Origin of the sequence: Cellulomonas sp. RIT-PI-Y (assembly GCF_025642745.1) — a bacterium.
Classification (GTDB): domain Bacteria; phylum Actinomycetota; class Actinomycetes; order Actinomycetales; family Cellulomonadaceae; genus Cellulomonas.
Map to the genome: position 1 here is coordinate 19,973 of NZ_JANZKP010000031.1, position 19,339 is coordinate 39,311.

At 73.6% G+C, this 19,339-nt stretch carries 18 protein-coding genes and 2 tRNA genes; 10 read left to right on the forward strand and 10 right to left on the reverse strand.

Annotation, left to right across the window (positions count from 1 at the left end):
* The first annotated feature begins 36 nt into the window (after positions 1-36).
* Positions 37-954, forward strand: coding sequence for a hypothetical protein (locus OGL89_RS10980; RefSeq protein ID WP_263120136.1), 918 nt, complete (start codon positions 37-39; stop codon positions 952-954).
* Positions 955-1,042: 88 nt separating this feature from the next.
* Here OGL89_RS10980 and OGL89_RS10985 read toward each other — a convergent pair.
* From OGL89_RS10985 to OGL89_RS10995, 3 genes are all read right to left on the reverse strand, one after another.
* A tRNA-His gene (locus tag OGL89_RS10985) sits at positions 1,043-1,118 on the reverse strand.
* Between the two features lie 73 nt (positions 1,119-1,191).
* Positions 1,192-1,842 (reverse strand): oligoribonuclease, encoded by a 651-nt coding sequence (gene orn, locus OGL89_RS10990; RefSeq protein ID WP_263120137.1) that lies wholly within the window; start codon positions 1,840-1,842, stop codon positions 1,192-1,194.
* Positions 1,843-1,936: 94 nt separating this feature from the next.
* Positions 1,937-2,137 carry a hypothetical protein gene (locus OGL89_RS10995; protein ID WP_263120138.1) on the reverse strand — a complete coding sequence of 67 codons (201 nt, stop codon included), beginning with the start codon at positions 2,135-2,137 and terminating at the stop codon, positions 1,937-1,939.
* A gap of 152 nt (positions 2,138-2,289) precedes the next feature.
* On the opposite strand from OGL89_RS10995, the gene OGL89_RS11000 reads away from it, so the two are divergent.
* From OGL89_RS11000 to OGL89_RS11030, 7 genes are all read left to right on the forward strand, one after another.
* Entirely contained in the window at positions 2,290-2,802 is a 513-nt protein-coding gene (locus OGL89_RS11000; RefSeq protein ID WP_263120139.1) for a MarR family transcriptional regulator, read from the forward strand.
* A gap of 54 nt (positions 2,803-2,856) precedes the next feature.
* Positions 2,857-2,929 (forward strand) — tRNA-Arg (locus OGL89_RS11005).
* 46 nt (positions 2,930-2,975) lie between these two features.
* Positions 2,976-4,664, forward strand: coding sequence for a dynamin family protein (locus tag OGL89_RS11010; protein WP_263120140.1), 1,689 nt, complete (start codon positions 2,976-2,978; stop codon positions 4,662-4,664).
* Entirely contained in the window at positions 4,661-6,139 is a 1,479-nt protein-coding gene (locus OGL89_RS11015) for an ABC transporter (RefSeq protein WP_263120141.1), read from the forward strand. Before OGL89_RS11010 ends, OGL89_RS11015 begins: the two co-directional genes overlap by 4 nt.
* A gap of 141 nt (positions 6,140-6,280) precedes the next feature.
* Positions 6,281-6,787, forward strand: coding sequence for a single-stranded DNA-binding protein (locus OGL89_RS11020; RefSeq protein ID WP_263120142.1), 507 nt, complete (start codon positions 6,281-6,283; stop codon positions 6,785-6,787).
* Positions 6,788-6,950: 163 nt separating this feature from the next.
* Complete coding sequence (ettA, locus tag OGL89_RS11025) at positions 6,951-8,633, forward strand: energy-dependent translational throttle protein EttA (protein WP_263120143.1); 1,683 nt, start codon at positions 6,951-6,953, stop codon at positions 8,631-8,633.
* Between the two features lie 67 nt (positions 8,634-8,700).
* Positions 8,701-9,186, forward strand: coding sequence for a thioesterase family protein (locus tag OGL89_RS11030; RefSeq protein ID WP_263120145.1), 486 nt, complete (start codon positions 8,701-8,703; stop codon positions 9,184-9,186).
* Positions 9,187-9,323: 137 nt separating this feature from the next.
* On the opposite strand, the gene OGL89_RS11035 is transcribed toward OGL89_RS11030, so the two are convergent.
* Genes OGL89_RS11035 through OGL89_RS11050 form a run of 4 tightly spaced genes read right to left on the reverse strand, consistent with a single transcriptional unit; the run spans position 9,324 to position 13,325 of the window.
* The gene (locus tag OGL89_RS11035) at positions 9,324-10,967 is read right to left on the reverse strand and encodes an SDR family oxidoreductase (RefSeq protein ID WP_263120146.1); all 1,644 of its coding nucleotides are present in this window, start codon (positions 10,965-10,967) and stop codon (positions 9,324-9,326) included.
* A 46-nt stretch (positions 10,968-11,013) separates the two neighbouring features.
* On the reverse strand, positions 11,014-11,991 hold the full coding sequence (locus tag OGL89_RS11040) for a DNA topoisomerase IB (protein WP_263120147.1): 978 nt from the start codon (positions 11,989-11,991) through the stop codon (positions 11,014-11,016).
* Positions 11,992-12,033: 42 nt separating this feature from the next.
* Complete coding sequence (locus OGL89_RS11045) at positions 12,034-12,873, reverse strand: acyl-CoA thioesterase II (RefSeq protein ID WP_263120159.1); 840 nt, start codon at positions 12,871-12,873, stop codon at positions 12,034-12,036.
* A 53-nt stretch (positions 12,874-12,926) separates the two neighbouring features.
* On the reverse strand, positions 12,927-13,325 hold the full coding sequence (locus OGL89_RS11050) for a globin (RefSeq protein WP_263120148.1): 399 nt from the start codon (positions 13,323-13,325) through the stop codon (positions 12,927-12,929).
* A 75-nt stretch (positions 13,326-13,400) separates the two neighbouring features.
* Between OGL89_RS11050 and OGL89_RS11055 the strand changes: the two genes are divergently transcribed.
* Positions 13,401-13,655: a PTS glucose/sucrose transporter subunit IIB gene (locus OGL89_RS11055; RefSeq protein ID WP_263120160.1), complete on the forward strand. Its 255-nt coding sequence runs from the start codon at positions 13,401-13,403 to the stop codon at positions 13,653-13,655.
* A 23-nt stretch (positions 13,656-13,678) separates the two neighbouring features.
* Here OGL89_RS11055 and OGL89_RS11060 read toward each other — a convergent pair whose 3' ends face one another.
* Positions 13,679-14,728, reverse strand: coding sequence for a mechanosensitive ion channel domain-containing protein (locus OGL89_RS11060; protein ID WP_263120149.1), 1,050 nt, complete (start codon positions 14,726-14,728; stop codon positions 13,679-13,681).
* 10 nt (positions 14,729-14,738) lie between these two features.
* On the reverse strand, positions 14,739-16,847 hold the full coding sequence (locus OGL89_RS11065; protein WP_263120150.1) for a prolyl oligopeptidase family serine peptidase: 2,109 nt from the start codon (positions 16,845-16,847) through the stop codon (positions 14,739-14,741).
* 43 nt (positions 16,848-16,890) lie between these two features.
* Between OGL89_RS11065 and malQ the strand changes: the two genes are divergently transcribed.
* Positions 16,891-19,005 (forward strand): 4-alpha-glucanotransferase, encoded by a 2,115-nt coding sequence (malQ, locus tag OGL89_RS11070; RefSeq protein ID WP_263120151.1) that lies wholly within the window; start codon positions 16,891-16,893, stop codon positions 19,003-19,005.
* On the opposite strand, the gene OGL89_RS11075 is transcribed toward malQ, so the two are convergent.
* On the reverse strand, positions 19,002-19,339 hold a 338-nt coding region (locus OGL89_RS11075), incomplete at its 5' end, for a D-alanyl-D-alanine carboxypeptidase family protein (protein ID WP_263120152.1). The genes malQ and OGL89_RS11075 overlap by 4 nt on opposite strands.

Consider the following 19,339-nt stretch of genomic DNA (forward strand, 5'->3'; position numbering starts at 1 on the left):
CTGCCGGATCGCCGCCCTCGTGGGTAGCCTGACCGCGTGACCCACACGATCGGCCTCGCCACCTGCGCCGCCCTGCCGGACCTCGACCCGGACGACCGTCCCCTGCTGGAGGAACTGGCCCGCCGCGGTCACGACGTCCGCCCGGTGGTCTGGAACGACCCCACCGTCACCTGGTCCGACTTCGATCTGGTCGTGGTCCGCTCCACCTGGGACTACACCGACCACCCGCGCGACTTCCGCTGGTGGGCCGAGCGGGTGTCCTCCGGCGCCAAGCTGCTGAACCCGGCATCGGCCATCACCTGGAACATCGACAAGCAGTACCAGCGGGCGATGGACCGGGCCGGTCTGCCGATCATCCCGACCATCTGGCTCGACCCGGACCGCAACTTCAACGCCCGCGCGATCCACACCCGGTTCCCCGCGTTCGGCGACTTCGTGATCAAGCCGACCGTCAGCGCCGGCGCCCGGGACACCGGCCGGTACGAGGCCGGCGTCACCAACTCCCGCGCGCAGGGCATCATGCACGCCAAGCGGCTGCTGGACGCCGGACGTCACGTCATGGTGCAGCGCTACCTCCGGCAGGTCGACGAGGTCGGCGAGACCGCGCTGGTCTACCTGGACGGGAAGCTGTCGCACGCCCTGCGCAAGGAGCCGCTGCTGACCGGGCCCTACGAGCAGGGATCGATGAGCGGCGTCCTCTACAAGGAAGAGGTCATGACCCCGCGCGAGCCCTCCGCCGCCGAGCTGGAGGTCGGCCAGCAGGTGATCGACGCGCTGCCCGGCCTGCTGAACGGCGTGACCGGGCCGCTGGCCTACACCCGGGTCGACCTGGTGCCGGACGACGAGGGCAACCCCGTGGTCCTGGAGCTGGAGCTGATCGAGCCGTCGCTGTTCTTCGCGCAGGCGCCCGAGGCGGTGTCGCGGTTCGCGGACGTGGTCGAGGCGCGGCTCTGACGCGGCCGGACATGACGAGGGCCCCGCACCGGATCGGTGCGGGGCCCTCGTCATGTCGGGTGGTGAACCCTGCGGTTCATCGACCCTGTGGGGTGGCTAACGGGACTTGAACCCGCGACCCCCTGGACCACAACCAGGTGCTCTACCTACTGAGCTATAGCCACCATGACCCTTGCGGGCCTGGACGAGTGTAGCGGGTGTGGGGCCGTGCTGAGGAATCGGTGGCTGTCGCGGCCGTCACGTCGACTGGTGGGCGGCCGCGACCGACGTCGAGCTGACCTCGGCGGCGATCGCCTTGGCGGTCTTCGAGTCCGGTCCGGGCTGGGCGACCAGCAGGGCCGCGCGGTAGTAGCGCAGCTCGTCGATGCTCTCCAGGATGTCGGCGAGCGCGCGGTGGCCGCCGTTCTTCTTGGGGGAGGCGAAGTAGACCCGCGGGTACCAGCGGCGGGCCAGCTCCTTGATCGAGGAGACGTCGATGATCCGGTAGTGCAGGTGGGCCACCAGCTCGGGCATGTCGCGGTCCAGGAACACCTTGTCGGTGCCGACCGAGTTGCCCGCCAGCGGCGCCTTGCCCGGATCGGGCACCCAGGTGCGGACGTAGTCGAGGACCTGGCGCTGCGCGTCGGCCAGCGTGGTGCCGTCGGAGAGCTCCTCGATCAGACCGGAGGTGGTGTGCATGGTCCGCACGAAGTCGCCCATCTGGGTCAGGGCCTCGGCAGGCGGTGCGATCACCACGTCCACGCCCTCGCCGAGCACGTTGAGCTCGGAGTCGGTGACGACGGCCGCGACCTCGACGAGCGCGTCGGCGACGTTGTCCAGACCGGTCATCTCGCAGTCGATCCAGACGATGCGGTCGGCGCTGCCCTGCTGGTTGTTGACGGTGCTCACGGGGGTCAGCCTACGGCCGGCCCGGCCCCGGACGCGGAAAAGGCCGGGGTCGTCGCGTGCTGCTGGGGCGACGACCCCGGCCGGATCCGGCGATTCACCGCGCCACCGCACCCACCAGGGGAGCGGGGAGCAGGTCGTCGGACCATGCCCAGAGCGGGCTGGGATCCGGCGGCCGCTCGGGCTGCGGCTCGGCGGCCGGGGCGCTGCGTGCCCGGCGGGTGCGGGTCCGCGTGGCGGCGGCGATCCGGTCGGCGTGGTCGAGCAGGATCAGGTCGAAGGTGCTGGTGGGGTGCATGGTGGTGGGTCTCCTGTGAGCTGGGACAGCTGGGGTCTGGCCGGACCCCGGGGACGCACCGCGGTGTGGTCCAAGGAGACCACCGACCGTCGACTCGGGTCATGCGATTTTCGGCCCTGACAGATCGTTGAACGGTCAACTATGATGACGGGATGACTGTCGACTGGCTCACTCCGGGGGAGCTGCGTGCCTGGACCCGGTTGGAGGCCGTGGCGGAGCTGCTGCCGGGCGCGCTGGACCAGCAGCTGCAGCGGGACGCCGGCCTGTCGCACTACGACTACCTGGTGCTGGCCAAGCTGTCCGAGGCGCCGGACCGCACGCTGGCGATGACGCAGTTGGCCGCGCAGACCAACGCCTCGCTGCCCCGGCTCTCGCACGTCGCGGCCCGGCTGGAGGCCCGCGGGCTGATCTGCCGTCGACGCAGCGCCGAGGACCGCCGGACGACTCTGGCCACGTTGACCGACGACGGCTGGTCGACGGTCCGGACGACCGCGCCGGGACATGTCGCGCAGGTCCGGCGGTTGGTGATCGACCGGCTCACGCCGGAGCAGGTCGAGCAACTGGACGCGATCGCGCTGGCGCTGCTGACCGCCCTGGACCCGGAAGGCCGGTTGCAGGCGCGCTGCACCGCGAGCGAGGAGGCTGCAGCGCCCGGTCGGCGGTGACCCGGGTGGCACGCCCCGGCCGCGTAGGCTGTGGCCGCGCGCTCCGGCGCGTATGCCTCCATAGCTCAATGGATAGAGCAACGGCCTTCTAATCCGTAGGTTGCAGGTTCGAGTCCTGCTGGGGGCGCGCCACATGTTTGGCCCTCACCCCCCGAACAGGCGAGGATGCCCCTGTGAACACGCAGGCTGCGAGCGCGCCGGAGCCCGGCAACGGCGACATCCTCGACCGCCCGCGCACCGCCGCCTCGCTCGCCGACGCGATGGCCGACCTGGTGCGTGACGTGCGTGCCACGGTGCTCCCGTTGGAGATCCCCGGCGTCCGGGCGGCACGTGAGTCGCGGACCCGGCTGATCGACCAGCTCGCCGACCACCTGGTGCCCCGGCTGCGCACGCTGAGCGCCCCGGCGGTGGTGGTGGTCGCGGGGTCGACCGGCGCCGGGAAGTCGACGATCGTGAACGCGCTGGTCGGCGAGGAGGTGAGCCCGGCCGGCGTGCTGCGGCCGACCACCCGGCGACCGGTGCTGGTGCACCACCCGCTGGATGCCGAGCTGCTGGCCGAGCACCCCGTCCTGGCGGCGGTCGACGTGCAGGTCAGCGAGCAGGTGCCGCGCGGGATCGCGCTGCTGGACGCGCCGGACCTGGACTCGGTCGAGGAGGCGAACCGGCGGGCGGCGGGCCGGTTGCTGGAGGCGGCCGACCTGTGGTTGTTCGTGACGACGGCCGCCCGCTACGGGGACGCGTTGCCGTGGCGGGTGCTGGACGGCGCGGTGGCGCGGGGTGCCTCGGTGGCGATGGTGCTGAACCGGGTGCCGGGCGAGTCGTTGCCGACGGTGCGGGGCGACCTGATGCAGCGGCTGCGCGAGCACGGGATGCAGGGCTCGCCGCTGTTCGTGGTGGCGGACGCGGGACCGCTGGACGGACCGCTGGACCCCTCCGCGGTGGCGCCGGTGCACCGTTGGCTGACGACGCTGGCCGGGCCGGATCGGGCCCGGAGCGTGATCGCGCGGACGCTGCGTGGGTCGTTGGCGGCCCTGCGGCCGTGGGTCGACGAGCTGGCGGAGGCGGTGCAGGCGCAGGTCGAGGCCGCCGAGGATCTGCGGGCGGGACTCGGATCGTCGCTGGAGGCCACCGAGCGGGCCGCCCGCGAGACGGTCGTCCGGGGCGCGGTCGGGCACGGCGGGCCGCAGGCGCGGTGGGCGGAGCTGACCAGCCCGGGTGCGGTACTGGACGACCTGGTGCGCGGGTCGGGCCGACCGGATCGCTCGAAGGGTCGCGGCCGGGAGCGCTCGACGGCGCTCGCTCCGCTGGTCGAGGAGCTGGCCCGTTCCGCGCGTGGTGTGTTCACCGCGATCGGCGCGGGCGGCGAGCGGGAGCTGCGGGACTGGTTGCGGGACGGGCCGGCGGGCGGGCGATGGCTGTCGGACACCTGGGACGGTGCCGCGCGGGCGGCCGAACGGGAGTCGGAGACCGATCGCGCCGCGCGGGAGTGGGTGAGCGCGCCGACCGGCGTCACGGAGGTGGAGACCGGACCGAACCCGGACCGGGCACGCCGTCGGGCGGTGGCACGGGACGCACGGCGGATCGCCGCCGCCCACCGGGCGCTGGGCGAGGACGGCGCCGGTGCGGTGCTGCTGGCCGCGGCGTCCGGGGTCGAGGGCGCGGAGGACACGGTGCGGACGCTGTTCGGGCCCGCGGGGGAGCAGCGGGTCGCCGACCTGCGTGCCCGGCTGGCCGAGGGCGCGGCGGGGGCGGTCGCCGCGGAACGTGCCGCCGCCCGGGCGGCGTTGGACGTACCGGACCTGGCCGAGGACGCGGCGTCGACGCTGCGGCTGCGCCTGGCCGTGATCAAGGGACTGACATGAACGAGCAGGACGACTCCGGACGACTGACCGCACGCCTGACCCGGCTGGAGGAGGCGCTGGCGGTCGCCGGCGACCGGATCGACCCGGCGGTGTCCGCGCAGGTCCGGCAGATCGACGACCAGGTCCGCGACCGGCTCGCGCTCGGGGTGGAGCACACGGTGGTGGCGCTGCTCGGCGGCACCGGGTCGGGCAAGTCCAGTCTGTTCAACGCCGTGGCCGGCTTCGACTTCGCGCAGGTGGGGGTGCGCCGTCCGACCACCTCCCGGGCGGCTGCCTGCGTCTGGGGCACCCACGGCGACGCGCTGCTGGACTGGCTGGAGGTGGACCCGGACCGCCGGATCGAGCGGGAGAGCGCCCTGGACGGCGAGACCGAGGCGCCGCTGCGCGGTCTGGTGCTGCTCGACCTGCCGGATCACGACTCGGTGGACGACCGGCACCGGGAGACGGTGGACCGGCTGCTGCCGATGGCGGACCTGCTGGTCTGGGTGCTCGACCCGCAGAAGTACGCCGACGACGCGCTGCATTCCGGATATCTCCGCCGCCTGGTCGGGCACGAGGGCGCGATGCTGGTGCTGCTGAACCAGGTGGACCTGGTCCCGGCCGACCAGCAGGACGCGCTGGTGGCGGATGTGGCCCGGCTGATCGAGGCCGACGGCCTGACCGGGGTGCCGGTGCGTGCGGTCTCCGCCCGGACCGGTGCGGGGGTCGCCGAGCTGCGTGATCTGCTGGCCGAGGTGGTGGGGGGCCGTTCGCTGGCCGCCCGGCGCGGGTCGGCGGAGATCGGCGACGCCGCCCGTCTGGTGTCCGCGCAGCTGGCGGAGTCCGAGCCGGCGGACGCCGCCCTGGAGGTGGCGCCGGTCGCCGAGCGGCTGGCCGAGGCCGCCGGCCTGCCCGCGATCGCGGATGCGGTCGCCGCGGCGGTGCGCGGTGGGGCCGTCCCGGTGCCCAGCTTCGTACGGGTGCAGTCCGGCACGGTGGCGTCCGCCCGCGAGGACTGGGTGGACCGCGCGGTCGGCACGATGCCGACCCGGTGGGCCGGTGCGGTCCGGGAGCGGGTGGGCTCGGTGGCGGCGATCCGGCAGGCGGCGGACGACGCGCTCGCCGAGGTGGCCGTGGTGGTGCGCCGTTCGGTCTCCGCCGCCGTGTGCGTGGTGCTGGCCGCGCTGTGCGGGGTGGGTGCGGTGGCGATGGCCGCGATCGGCGCCGGGCAGGTGCTGGGCGGTGGCGCGTGGACGGACCTGCTCCTGCCGGAGGGGGCGGTGACGGTGGCGCTCGCCGCGCTGGCCGTGCTGCTGCTGGTGGCCGGGGTGCGCGCCCGGCGCCGGGCGGCGCTGCGCCGGGCCGAACGGGTCCGCCAGGACGGGCGGGCGGCGCTGGGTGCGGTGGCCCGGCGGTGGCTGGCCGAACCCACGTCCGCGGTGCTCGCCGAGCACCGACGGGTGCGCGAGCTCGTGGCGGCAGCTGCCCGGGACTGAGCGGCGCTCGACTGTCCACAGGGCCGCTCGAGCCCCGATGGTCCCCACCCTGCCGGAGGCGGAGATGACTCGCGGTGACCGCCTGGCTGAACTGGGCCTGCGAGCCGATCCGACCGGGATCGGCGGGCAGGAGGAGGAACCATGGCAGGCAGAGACCCGCACGTCACGATCGCGGGCTGGCTCGGCACCCATCCGAAGCTCTACCCGGGCAAGGGTGAGCACCCGGTGCCGTACACCCAGTTCCGGATCGGGCACACCGGTCGGCAGGTCGATCGCACGACCGGCGAGGTCACCGACGGACCGACCAGCTGGTACACGGTGAAGTCCTTCCGGGAGCTGGCGCTCAACGTGGCCGAGAGCCTCCGCCAGGGCGATCCGGTGGTGGTGCACGGGATGCTGCGGATCGAGGACTGGGAAGGGGCCGAGGGCCGCTCCGGTTCGAGCGCGGTGGTGTACGCCGACGCGATCGGGCCCGATCTGCGATGGGGCTCGAGCCGGTTCAGCCGGACCGGGCGCGAGGCGCCGCGCTCGCCGGAGGTGGAGGAGGCGGAGCTCGCCGAGGCGATCGCGCTGCACGCGGTGCCCGGGCGGGAGCCGGACGAGGAGGACGACGACGCTCCAGTCGTGCCGCTCGCGGCGGGTGCCTGAGCCCCGGCTCCGACGGGCCGGGCCGGGACGTGGCCGCGGTGATCGCCTAGGCTGGGTCACCGCGGCCCGAACCGGGGCGTCGGCGGTGCTGCCCGCACCGCGAGGCGACCCGGGTCCCGGACACCGACCCTGACCCCACACCACCCGAGGCGGACGAAGAGCGTTGGCTGAGTTCATCTACTCCATGTACAAGGCGCGGAAGGCGCACGGCGACAAGGTCATCCTCGACGACGTGTCGCTGAACTTCCTGCCCGGCGCGAAGATCGGCGTCGTCGGCCCGAACGGTGCCGGTAAGTCGACGATCCTGAAGATCATGGCGGGGCTGGACCAGCCCTCGAACGGCGAGGCGCGGCTGAGCCCGGGCTTCACTGTCGGCATCCTGCAGCAGGAGCCGCCGTTGAACGAGGAGAAGACCGTCCTGGGCAACGTCCAGGAGGGCGTCGCCGAGATCAAGGGCAAGATCGACCGCTTCAACGAGATCTCCGCCCTGATGGCCGAGCCGGACGCCGACTTCGACGCGCTGATGGCGGAGATGGGCGAGCTGCAGGAGGCGATCGACGCCGCCGACGCCTGGGACCTGGATGCCCAGCTCGAGCAGGCGATGGACGCGCTGCGCTGCCCGCCCGCGGACGCCGACGTGAAGGTGCTCTCCGGTGGTGAGCGCCGACGGGTCGCGCTGTGCAAGCTGCTGCTCGAGCAGCCCGACCTGCTGCTGCTCGACGAGCCCACCAACCACCTGGACGCGGAGAGCGTGCTCTGGCTGGAGCAGCACCTGGCCTCCTACCCGGGCGCCGTGCTCGCCGTCACCCACGACCGGTACTTCCTGGACCACGTCGCGGAGTGGATCTGCGAGGTCGACCGCGGGCGCCTGTACCCGTACGAGGGCAACTACTCCACCTACCTGGAGAAGAAGCAGGCCCGGTTGGAGGTGCAGGGCAAGAAGGACGCCAAGCTCGCCAAGCGCCTGAAGGACGAGCTGGAGTGGGTCCGGTCCAGCGCCAAGGGCCGCCAGACCAAGTCGAAGGCCCGTCTGGAGCGCTACGAGGAGATGGCCGCCGAGGCGGACCGCACCAGGAAGCTCGACTTCGAGGAGATCCAGATCCCGCCGGGCCCGCGTCTGGGCTCGGTCGTCCTGGAGGCCTCGGACCTGGAGAAGGGCTTCGACGGCCGGGTGCTGATCGACGGCCTGAGCTTCACGCTGCCGCGCAACGGCATCGTCGGCGTGATCGGTCCGAACGGCGTGGGCAAGACCACCCTGTTCAAGACCATCGTCGGGCTGGAGCCGCTGGACGGCGGCAACCTGAAGGTCGGCGAGACGGTGCAGATCTCCTACGTCGACCAGTCGCGCGGCGGGATCGACCCGAAGAAGACCCTGTGGGAGGTGGTCTCGGACGGGCTGGACTTCATCAAGGTCGGCAACGTGGAGATGCCGTCCCGCGCGTACGTGGCCTCCTTCGGCTTCAAGGGCCCGGACCAGCAGAAGCCCGCGGGGGTGCTCTCCGGCGGTGAGCGCAACCGGCTGAACCTGGCGCTGACCCTCAAGCAGGGCGGCAACCTGCTGCTGCTCGACGAGCCCACCAACGACCTGGACGTCGAGACCCTCGGCTCGCTGGAGAACGCCCTGCTGGAGTTCCCGGGCTGCGCGGTCGTGGTCTCCCACGACCGGTGGTTCCTGGACCGGGTGGCGACGCACATCCTGGCCTACGAGGGCACCGAGGAGAACCCGTCCGCCTGGTACTGGTTCGAGGGCAACTTCGCCTCCTACGAGGAGAACAAGGTCTCGCGCCTCGGCGCCGACGCGGCGCGGCCGCACCGGGTCACGTACCGCAAGCTGACCCGCGACTGATCCACCGATGCCGGGCGCGTCCCCCTCACGGGACGCGCCCGGCGTCATGTCCGAGAAGAGGACGACCATGGCCCGACTGCGGGTGCCGGTGCAGCTGCGCTGGTCCGACGTGGACGCCTACGCGCACGTGAACAACGTGGCGATGCTGACGATCCTGGAGGAGTCCCGGATCGAGGTGTTCTGGGCCAGCCCGCCCTCGGTGGACGACGCGGAGCGGCAGCCGTGGCCGACCGCCGTGATCGACGCCGGGCCCGGGGCGGAGACCTCCACCCTGGTCGCCCGGCAGCAGATCGAGTACCTGGCGCCGCTGGCCTACCGTCGCTCGCCGGTGATCGTCGAGATGTGGCTCGGCCACCTGGGCGGCGCCAGCATGGACGTCTGCTACGAGGTCAAGGACCCCGGCGAGGACGGCACCGTGTACGCCCGCGCCGAGACCACGGTGGTGCTGGTGGATGCCCGGACCGGTCGCCCGCGCCGGCTCGGCGAGGTCGAGCGCACCGCGTGGTCGCCCTACGTCGAGGAGCCGGTGCGGTTCCGCGGCCGCACGCGCTGACCGGTGCCGACGCCGGAGCGGTCGGCGGCCACCGGCCCGCGCCGATCACCATCAGCTCGCCGTGGGGACCGCTGACCCGCGCCGCGCCTCACCGGTGCCGTCAGCTCGCCGTGGGCACCGCTGACCGGCGTCGCGCCTCACCGATCGCTGCGCGCGCGCTCCGCCGACTCCGCCGCGCGGGCGATGTTGCGCTGCATGCCGCCGAACACCACGCCGTGGAACGGGTACACCGACCACCAGTACAGCTGCCCGGCCAGCCCGCGGGGGTGGAAGACGGCGCGCTGCGCGTAGACCGTCGGCGGCGTCGTCCAGTCGCTCGAACCGCCCTCCTCGACCGGCTGCACCCGCAGCTCCAGCCAGGCCAGCCCGGGCAGGCGCATCTCGGCCCGCAGCCGGATCAGCTCGCCGGGGACGACCTCCTCCACCCGCCAGAAGTCGACCGCGTCGTCGACCAGCAGCTGGCGCGGGTCCCGGCGCCCGCGACGCAGTCCTGGGCCGCCGACCAGCCGGTCCATCAGGCCGCGGACCCGCCACGCCAGCGACCAGGAGTACCAGCCGCGTTCACCGCCCACCGTCTCCAGCACCCGCCAGAGCGCCGCGGGGGACGCCTCGACCCGCACGCTGCGCTCGTCGACGTACAGCGACCCGCCCGCCCAGTCCGGGTCGGTGGGCAGGGGTTCGCTCGGCGCCCCCGGCACCCCGGCCGACGACCAGCGGGTGCTCACCGCCGCCTCCTGGATCCGGGTGAGGGCGAGGCGCACTGCACGGTCGAAGCCGATCAGCCCCTGCGGCGGGTCCGGCACGTACTCGGCGATATCGTGCTCGGTGCAGACCACCTCGTGCACCAGGGACTCGACCAGCGGCCGGGCGATGTTGTTCGGCACCGGGGTGACCAGACCGACCCAGTGGCTGGACAGCCGGGGGGTCAGCACCGGGACCTTGACGATCAGCCGTCGGGGCAGCCCGGCGACCTGGGCGTAGTGCTGCATCATGTCGCGGTAGGTGAGCACCTCCGGGCCGCCGATGTCGAAGGCCCGGTTGACCTCGGGCGGCAGCGCCGCGGCGCCGACCAGGTAGCGCAGCACGTCCCGGACCGCGATCGGCTGGATCCGGTTGTCGACCCAGCGCGGCACGGTCATGGCGGGCAGCCGCTCGGTGAGGTAGCGCATCATCTCGAACGAGGCCGATCCGGAGCCCAGGATGACCGCCGCCCGCAGCACCGCGGTCGGGACCCCGCTGTCCAGCAGGATCTCGCCGACCTCGGTACGGGAGGCCAGGTGCGGGGACAGCTCCTCGTTCTCGGGGGCGAGGCCGCCGAGGTAGATCAGCCGACCGACCCCGGCCTCCCGGGCCGCGCGGCCGAAGGAGCGGGCGGTGTCCCGGTCCCGCTGCTCGAACCGGCGACCGGTGCCGAGCGAGTGGATCAGGTAGTACGCGACGTCCGCGCCCTGTAGGGCGTCCCGGGTCTGCTCGGCGTCGGAGGCGTCGGCCCGCACCACCTCGACGTCCGGGTACCAGGGCCGACCGCGCAGGCGCTCGGGGTGCCGGGCGAGAGCCCTGACGCGGTAGCCCGCGGCGAGCAGCTCGGGGACCAGGCGTCCGCCCACGTAGCCGGTGACCCCGGTGACGGCGATCAGCGGGGCGTCCGGGCCCGGAGCGGGCACGAGTGCGGGCGGCAGGGTGTCGGCGACCGGGTGCGGCAGCAGATCCTCGTTCGCGGGGGCGTCCCCGGACGTCTCCCGGTCGTCGGGCTGGTCGGTCGTGGGGTGCGGGTCTGCCATCCCGGCAGTCTGCGGCCGGATCACCGGTGGCGCACCCGCAGGCGGGTCAGGCCAGCAGCTCCAGCGTCCGCTTCTCACCGACGGCCTGGGACCGGGTGGGGGCGATCGCGGTGCCGTGCTCCCACAGATCGATCACCCGCGGGTCGATGTAGGACGCCCGGCACACCGCCGGGGTGTTGCCGAGCTCGGTGGACACGTCCTTGACCATCGCGGTGATCACCGTGCGCCGCGCACGCTCGGCCTTCGGCGCGGGGCCGGCGTCGGCCAGGGCGCGGGCCGCGAGCACCGTGGCGTGCCAGGTGCGGAAGTCCTTCGGCGAGGCGTCGTCGCCCAGCCGGTGCTTGACGTCCGCACCGACCTCCGCGGAGACGATGTCGTGCCACCCGTCGTCGTCCTGCCAGGCGAGCAGCTCCGGCCCGCCGCCCCGGCGCCGGAGCAGGGTGCCGATCAGCTCGGCGACCTGGGCGTCCTCCACCACCACGTCCCGTACCTGACCCGATTTGGCGGGGTAGAGGAAGTGCACCCGGCCCTCGTCCAGCACCTCGACGTGCTCGCGGCGCAACGTGGCCAGCCCGTAGGACCCGTTGCGCTGGGCGTAGCCCTCGCCGCCCGCCCGGAAGTAGGCCAGGTCGAGCAGCCGGAACGCCAGCGCCAGCGCCTTCGCGCGGGGGAAGCCCGGCAGCGCCAGGTCGCGCCGGACCGAGCGCCGGGCCGCGGGCAGCCGGCGGCCCACCTCCAGCACGTGGTCGTGCTTGAGTCGGTCGCGGCGCAGCCGCCACTGGGCGTGGTAGAGGTACTGGCGCCGCCGGGCGTCGTCGAGTCCGGCGGCCTGGATGTGACCGTTCGGCCACGGGCTGATCCAGACGTCCTGCCAGGCGGGCGGGATGGCCAGCGCGGTGATCCGCTCCAGGTGCTCGAGCTCGGTGATCCGCAGGCGCTCCAGATCCAGGTACTGGAACCCCCGCCCGGCACGCCGCCGGGTCCAGCCGGGGGAGTCGATCCGGACCCGTCGCAGTCTGACCACGGGCGATACCCTGCATCGCCCGTGGTCGGGTCGCCACCGGAGTCAGTCCGGGATCCGGACCATGCCCTCCTGGGCGATGGAGGCCACCAGCACACCGTCCCGGTCGAACACCCGGGTGGCCCCGAGCCCGCGGCCGCCCTGGGCGCTGGGGCTGCGCTGGTCGAACAGCAGCCAGTCGTCGACCCGCACGTCCCGGTGCCACCACATGGCGTGGTCCAGGCTGGACACCGACAGGCCCGGCGTGAGCCAGGACAGCCCGGCGCGGCGCAGGACCGGCTCCAGCATGATCTGGTCGCAGGCGTGCGCGAGCAGGGCGCGGTGCAGCACCTGGTCGTCCGGCAGCGGGGCCCGGGTGCGCATCCACACCTGCTGGCCGCCGTCGGCGTTCGCGGGCTCCGGCCCGAGGTAGATCGAGCCGCCGACGTGCCGGACGTCGAAGGCGCTCTCGTGGGTCCAGAACCGGGCGACCGGGTGGTCCATGTGTCCCATCCGGTCCATCGCGGACTCCACGTCCTCCGGCGCGGGGACCTCGGGCATCGGCTCGGTCAGCTCGATGCCCTCCTGGCGCTCCTGGAACGAGGCGATCATCGACAGGATCGCGTTCCCGTCCTGGGCGGCGTGGCTGCGGCGGGCCGAGAACGACCGTCCGTCGCGCAGCGTCTCCACCGACAGGTCGATCGGGGTGGCGACGTCGCCCGGACGCAGGAAGTACCCGTGCAGCGAGTGCGGCAGGCGGCCCTCGGGCACGGTGCGCCCGGCGGCGATCAGCGCCTGCGCGATGACCTGGCCGCCGAACACCCGCCCCCCGGGCTTGGGCAGACTGTGGGCGGTGAACTCCGTCCCGCGCTCACCGGCGGGGGAGACGTCGAGGACGGCCAGCAGCGCGGCGAGGGTGTCGGCGGGGGTGGGAGAGGTCGATGCGTCGGTCACACGGCTCAGGATGGCATGGAGCGGGTGTTGACCAGCGAATGAGCGGCGCGTTCCAGGTAGTCCCAGAGCATCGCCTCGTGCAGCGGGGCCAGGTCCAGCGCGTCCAGGGCGGCCCGCATGTGGCGCAACCAGCGGTCCCGGGCGTCGAGGTCCACCGCGAAGGGTGAGTGCCGCATCCGGAGCCGTGGGTGGCCGCGCTTCTCGGAGTAGGTGGTGGGCCCGCCCCAGTACTGCTCCAGGAACAGGGTCAGCCGCACCTTGGCCGGCCCCAGGTCCTCCTCCGGGTACATCGGCGCGAGCACCGGGTCCTCGGCCACGCCCTGGTAGAACAGGTCGACCAGCCGGACGAAGGTGTCGTGGCCGCCGACGGCCGCGTAGAACGAGGTGGGGTCGTCGGAGGTCATAGTGTCGAGTGTCGCACCCGCCCGAGGGGTGGTCCGGCCGGTCGCGGGCTTAGGCTGAGCCCAGCGAAGGCGACTATCGAAGGGTTCGGGGGTTCCGAGTTGAGCAAGGCAGAGCAGATCCTGGCGGCGCTGGGCGGCAACGGCAACGTCGTCGACCTGGAGCCCTGCATCACGCGGCTGCGGGTGGAGGTCACCGACCCGCAGCAGGTCGACGAGGCGGCCCTGAAGCAGACCGGTGCGTTCGGCGTCGTGCGCTCCGGTCGCATCGTCCAGGTCATCGTGGGCCCGGAGGCGGACAACCTCGCCGCCGAGCTGGAGGGTCTGCGCTGACCCCCTGACTCAGGGCACCGCACTCAGGAGCGACCGGCCCCGGGATCCTCGTGATCGCCGGGGCTGTCCTGTGTCCGGGGGCTCTCCTGCGTCTGGCGCTCCTCCTGGTAGGCGGTGAGCGCCTCCCGCTGCCCGGCCAGCGGGATCCCCGCCCCGGTCAGTTCGCGGCGCACCGCCTCGCGCAGCGCGCGGGACACCTTCCACTGCTTGGCCGGGACCGTGCGCTGCACCAGGCGCATGGTCACCGCGTCGAAGGCCAGGTCCTCCGCCGAGGTGACGGTGGCGTTGCCCTCCATCACCGTGCGCAGCTCCTCGTCCTTCGCCACGTCCGCGGCGGCCTTCTCCAGCAGGGTCTGCACCTGGTCCAGGTCGACGAAGTAGTCGACCTTCACCTCGACCACGGCGTTCGACCAGCCCTGGGTCTTGTTGCCGACCCGGAGCACCGAGCCGTTCGGCACGTACCAGAGCACGCCGTCGCTGTCCCGGATCTTGGTCACCCGCAGGCCGACCGACTCCACGGTGCCGATGGCCGGGCCGACGTCGACCACGTCGCCGACGCCGTACTGGTCCTCCAGCAGCATGAACAGCCCGGTCAGGAAGTCCTTCACCAGGCTCTGCGCGCCGAAGCCGAGCGCCACGCCGACGACACCGGCGGAGGCGATGAACGGCGCGAGGTTCACCCCGACCTGGTCCAGCACCAGGAACACCGTGATGGTGCCGATCACGATCGCCGCGGTGGACCGCAGCACGGACCCGATCGTGCGGGCGCGCTGCGTGCGCCGGGCGGTCGCGACCGGGCTCACCTTGCGCAGCGCACCGCCCATCTCGGCCCCGCGCACGATGCCGCGCTGCAGGAACGAGCTGCCGTCGGCGATGTGCTCGGTGGTCGAGCGGATCATCCGCTGCACCACCAGCAGCACCACCATGCCGATCACCACGATGATGGCGATCCGCAGGCCGGGGCCGGTGAGCCAGTCCCAGGTGTGGCTGACGGCCTCGCCTGCGTCCAACGGGGTGGACTCGGGCGACGGGGCGGGCGTGGGCGTGGGGGACTCGGTGGAGAAGGGCAGCATCGGCACCACGCTAACCCGCGAGTCCGGTGTGCACCGCCACGAACTGCAGTTGCTCGACCGACAGCGCCACCGTGCGGGACAGGGCGCGGCCGCCGTGGCCGACCCCCTTCTCCCGCCGGACCAGGATCGGGGCGTCCCCGCCGGTCCTGGCCTGCAGCTCGGCCGCGAGCTTGCGGGCGTGCAGCGGGTCGACCCGGGTGTCGCCGTCGAAGATCGTGAACAGGGTGGCCGGGTAGGCGGTGCCCTCGTGGACGTGGTGGTATGGGGAATAGCCGAGCAGCCAGTCCAGCTGCTCCGGGTCGTCGGCGTCGCCGTACTCGTCGGTCCAGGTCACCCCGAGCCCGAACCGCTGGTAGCGGACCATGTCCAGCAGGGGAGCGGAGCAGATCACCGCGGCGAAGGTCTCCGGGTGCCGGGTCAGCGCGGCGCCGACCAGCAGACCGCCGTTCGACCCGCCCCAGCAGGCCAGCTGCGCCGGCGTCGTCCAGCCGTCCGCGATCAGCAGCTCGGCCACCGCCTGGAAGTCCTCGAAGACGTGCTGCTTGCGCTCGCGCCGGCCGTCCCGGTGCCAGGCCTCGCCCTCCTCGCCGCCGCCCCGGAGGTTGGCGACCACGTACACGCCACCGGCCTCGACCCAGGCCAGCGTGGTCGCGGAGTAGGCCGGGTCCAGGCTGATCTGGAACCCGCCGTAGCCGTAGAGCACCGCGGGCGCCGGGCGGAGCGGCCGGCCCTGCTCGTCCAGGGCGTCGGCACGGGCCACCACGAAGGCGCGCACCGGCGTGCCGTCCGCGCTGGTCGCGATCACCCGTCGCACCCGGACGTCCGGCAGGCCGGCGAGGGTGCCCGGCGGGGTCGCCCAGACCGTCAGCGCGCCGCTGGTGGTGTCGTAGCGGTGCACGGTGCTCACCGTGGTGTGGTCGGTGTAGCCGAACCACACCTCATGACCGCCTTCGGGCCGGGTGACCAGGCCGCCGATCGACCCCAGCCCGGGCAGGGCCACCTCACCGGTGCGCGCCCCGGTGGTCAGGTCGTGCACGGACAGCTCGCTCACCGCGTGCCGACGACGGGAGACCAGCAGCACGTCGTCGGTCAGAGCGACATCCTCCAGCACCGCCTCGGGGTCCTCCGGCAGCAGCGTGGTCCAGTGCGGCACGGAGGGCTGCTCCGGGTCGGCCACCATCAGGCGCCCGCGGTCCGCGTCCAGCGTGGTGTGCACGTACAGCCGGCCGTCCCGGCCCACCCAGGCGCCGATCTCCGCGTCGTGGCCGACCGCGATCTCCCGGAACTCCGGCGGTGCGCCGGGCCCGGTGGCGTGCAGGTCGGCGATCCAGACGTCGGCGCGCGGTGCGGTGCCGGCGGAGGCGGAGACGATCAGCCACCGGCCGTCCAGCGACACCGAGACGCCGTAGTAGTTGGTCAGGTCCAGCCCGTCCCCGAACACCTCCAGGTCGGTCGCGGGATCGGTGCCGACCACGTGACGCCACACCCGCCGGTGGTACTGCTTCTCGCCCTCGGGCAGCAGGTCGGGTGCGAGCCGGCGGACGTAGAAGAAGGCCTCGCCGCCGGGCTCCCAGGCCACCGGCGAGTACCGGGCGCGATCGATCGGGCCGTCCACCAGCTCACCGGTCGCCACGTCCAGCACGTGCAGCACGCTCTCCTCGGTGCCGCCGTGCGAGACCTGGTAGGCCAGCAGGTGCCCCTCCTTGCTGGGCTGCCAGGCGTCCAGGGTGGTGGTCCCGGCCGGATCGAGTGCGATCGGGTCGACCAGCACCCGGCCCTCCGCGTCGTCGGGGGAGTCGGCGACCACGACCACCGCGTGCTCCTGGTCCCCGGCGCGTCGGCCGAAGAACCGCCGCTGGCCGCGCCAGGCGGGCGTCCCGACGAATCCGGCGGCCATCAGCGCGCTCAGCCGTGCGGTGAGCGGACCGGTGGACAGCGGGCCGTCGCCGAGGGTGGCGGCCAGGCGCTCGCGGTGCTCGGCGTACAGCCCGTCCTGCGCGGCGGACCAGGCCTCGGTCTCCGCCGCGGCGGCGTCCTCGAGCCAGCGGTAGGGGTCCGGGACCGGGCGCCCGTGCAGGTCGTCGATCAGGTCCAGGCGGCGCGCGGAGGGGTAATCCATGCTGATCACCCTAGGTGTCCCCCTGGCATGGCAGGATTGTGACGTGGAGCACGCAGTTGAGCTGTCATCCCTGCACGCGCTGGCGCGGGCACACGGCGTCGACACCGCCTTCGACACCTTCGGGGGCGGTCGCGCCGAGGCGACGGCGGACACCCTGATCGCCGTCCTGGCCGCTCTGGGCGTGGACGCCCGGACCCCGGAGCGGATCGAGGTGGCGCTGCGCGAGGTCGACGACGACCCGTGGCGCCGGGTGCTGCCCCCGGTGGTGATCCACCGGCAGGGCGACCGGGGCGAGCTGGCCGTGCACGTGACGGACGGGGATCCGGTGACCGCGCGGATCGAGCTGGAGTCCGGCGGCTCGGTGGACCTGGCCCAGGCGGACCGGTGGGTGGAACCGCGCGAGGTGGACGGCCGCCGGGTCGGCCGCGCGACCTTCGTGCTGCCCGAGCACCTGCCGTTGGGCTGGCACCGGGTGCGGACCTCGGGGCCGAGCGGGGACGCGCACGCCGAGCTGGCCGTGGTTCCCGACCGCCTGGAGCTGCCGGAGCCGGTGTCCCGGCGGTCGCGCTGGGGTCTGATGGTCCAGCTGTACTCGGTGCGGTCCCGGGAGTCGTGGGGCCTCGGCGATCTGCGCGACCTGGCCGACCTGGCCTGGTTGACCGGGACCCGGGGTGCGGACTTCCTGCTGATCAACCCGTTGCACGCGGCCGAGCCGGTGTCCCCGCTGACGCCGTCGCCCTATCTGCCGACCAGCCGCCGGTTCATCAATCCGCTCTACCTGCGGGTGGAGGACGTCGCCGAGGTCGGCTACCTGTCCGCCGCGGACCGGGCGCTGCTGGAGTGGGCGGCCGAACCGGCGCTGGCGCTGAACGCCGACGACGGGCCGATCGACCGGGACGCGGTGTGGGCGGCCAAGCGCCGGGCGCTGGAGGTGCTGTTCGCCGTCCCGCGGACCGCCGCGCGGGAGGAGGCCTTCGCCGCGTTCCGTCGTCGCGAGGGGCAGGGGCTGGAGGACTTCGGGCTGTGGTGCGCCCTGGTCGAGCGGGACGGCCCCGGGCCGTGGTCGGAGGACCTGCGCGGCCCGAGCGCCCCGGGTGCACAGCGGGCGCGGACCGAGCTGGCCGACCGGATCGCCTTCCACTGCTGGCTGCAGTGGCTGTGCGATCAGCAGCTGGGCGACGCCCAGCGCGCGGCCGTCGAGGCCGGGATGGCGGTCGGCGTGATGCACGACCTCGCGGTCGGGGTGCACCCCGGCGGCGCGGACGCCTGGGCGATGGGCGGGGTGCTGGCCGGTGCCGCGTCGGTCGGCGCGCCGCCGGACATGTACAACCAACAGGGCCAGGACTGGTCCCAGCCGCCGTGGCACCCCGCGGAACTGGCCCGGGTGGCGTACCGGCCGTACCGGGAGCTGCTGCGCACCGTGTTCCGGCACGCGGGTGCGGTCCGGATCGACCACATCATGGGGCTGTTCCGGCTGTGGTGGATCCCGCGCGGGCAGGCACCGGGCACCGGCACCTACGTCCGCTACGACGTGGAGGCGATGCTGGGCATCCTGTTGCTGGAGGCCCAGCGGGCCGGCGCCGTGGTGATCGGCGAGGACCTCGGCGTGGTCGAGCCCGGCGTGCGGGAGCTGCTGGCCGACCGCGGGGTGCTCGGCACCTCGGTGCTCTGGTTCGAGAAGGACGACGACGGACGTCCGCTGCGGCCCGAGGACTACCGGCGGCTGGCCCTGAGCACCGTCACGACGCACGACCTCCCGCCGACCGCCGGCTACCTGGCCGAGGAGCACGTCGCGCTGCGCGAGCGGTTGGGGCTGCTCACCGAGCCGGTGCCGGTGGTGCGGGCCCAGGCGCGGGCCGAACGTGCGGCGGTGCTCGCCGCGTTGCGCGACCAGGGCCTGATCGGATCGGACCCGAGCGAGCGCGAGGTGGTCGAGGCGCTGCACCGCTACGTGCGGCGGACCCCCTCGGTGCTGGTCGGGGTGTCGTTGGCCGACGCGGTGGGGGAGCGACGGGCGCAGAACCAGCCCGGCACCGACACCGAGTACCCGAACTGGAAGGTGCCGTTGGCCGACGGGTCGGGTCGGCTGGTGCCGTTGGAGCAGGTGGTCACGCACCCGCGCTTCCGTTCGCTGCTGGCGGCGCTGGAGCTCGGCTAGTCCCAGCCGTGCGACGCGTCCGGCCACATGTCCGGGCACGGGTCGCCGACCGCGCCCACCAGCTCGAAGTGCCCGACCTCGTTCGCGTAGGTCCGGCACAGCCCGTACTCCTGCTGGCGCTCGCCGAGCCACTGCGCCCCCTCGGTGCCGCCGACGTCGATCGCGGTGCCCTGCACGTGCGCGGAGACGTCGGGGGGCAGCACCCGGCGGTGCGCCTCGGCGGGATCGCCGGAGGTCCTGAGCGCCTGGTCGACCAACTCCTGCTGATCCTCGGCGCTGCGCCAGCCCGAGGTGAGCATGAGCAGGACGCCCTCGGCCTCGGCGTCGTCGCGGG

Excerpts from the sequence above, each read along its gene's own strand:
- OGL89_RS11050 (WP_263120148.1), bottom strand. The coding sequence starts at position 13,325 with ATGACCTCCGACGACCCCACCTCGTTCTACGCGGCCGTCGGCGGCCAC.
- OGL89_RS11000 (WP_263120139.1), top strand. The coding sequence starts at position 2,290 with ATGACTGTCGACTGGCTCACTCCGGGGGAGCTGCGTGCCTGGACCCGG.
- OGL89_RS11065 (WP_263120150.1), bottom strand. The coding sequence starts at position 16,847 with ATGGATTACCCCTCCGCGCGCCGCCTGGACCTGATCGACGACCTGCAC.
- OGL89_RS11035 (WP_263120146.1), bottom strand. The coding sequence starts at position 10,967 with ATGGCAGACCCGCACCCCACGACCGACCAGCCCGACGACCGGGAGACG.
- OGL89_RS10995 (WP_263120138.1), bottom strand. The coding sequence starts at position 2,137 with ATGCACCCCACCAGCACCTTCGACCTGATCCTGCTCGACCACGCCGAC.
- OGL89_RS11030 (WP_263120145.1), top strand. The coding sequence starts at position 8,701 with ATGGCCCGACTGCGGGTGCCGGTGCAGCTGCGCTGGTCCGACGTGGAC.
- OGL89_RS11015 (WP_263120141.1), top strand. The coding sequence starts at position 4,661 with ATGAACGAGCAGGACGACTCCGGACGACTGACCGCACGCCTGACCCGG.
- OGL89_RS11060 (WP_263120149.1), bottom strand. The coding sequence starts at position 14,728 with ATGCTGCCCTTCTCCACCGAGTCCCCCACGCCCACGCCCGCCCCGTCG.
- OGL89_RS11020 (WP_263120142.1), top strand. The coding sequence starts at position 6,281 with ATGGCAGGCAGAGACCCGCACGTCACGATCGCGGGCTGGCTCGGCACC.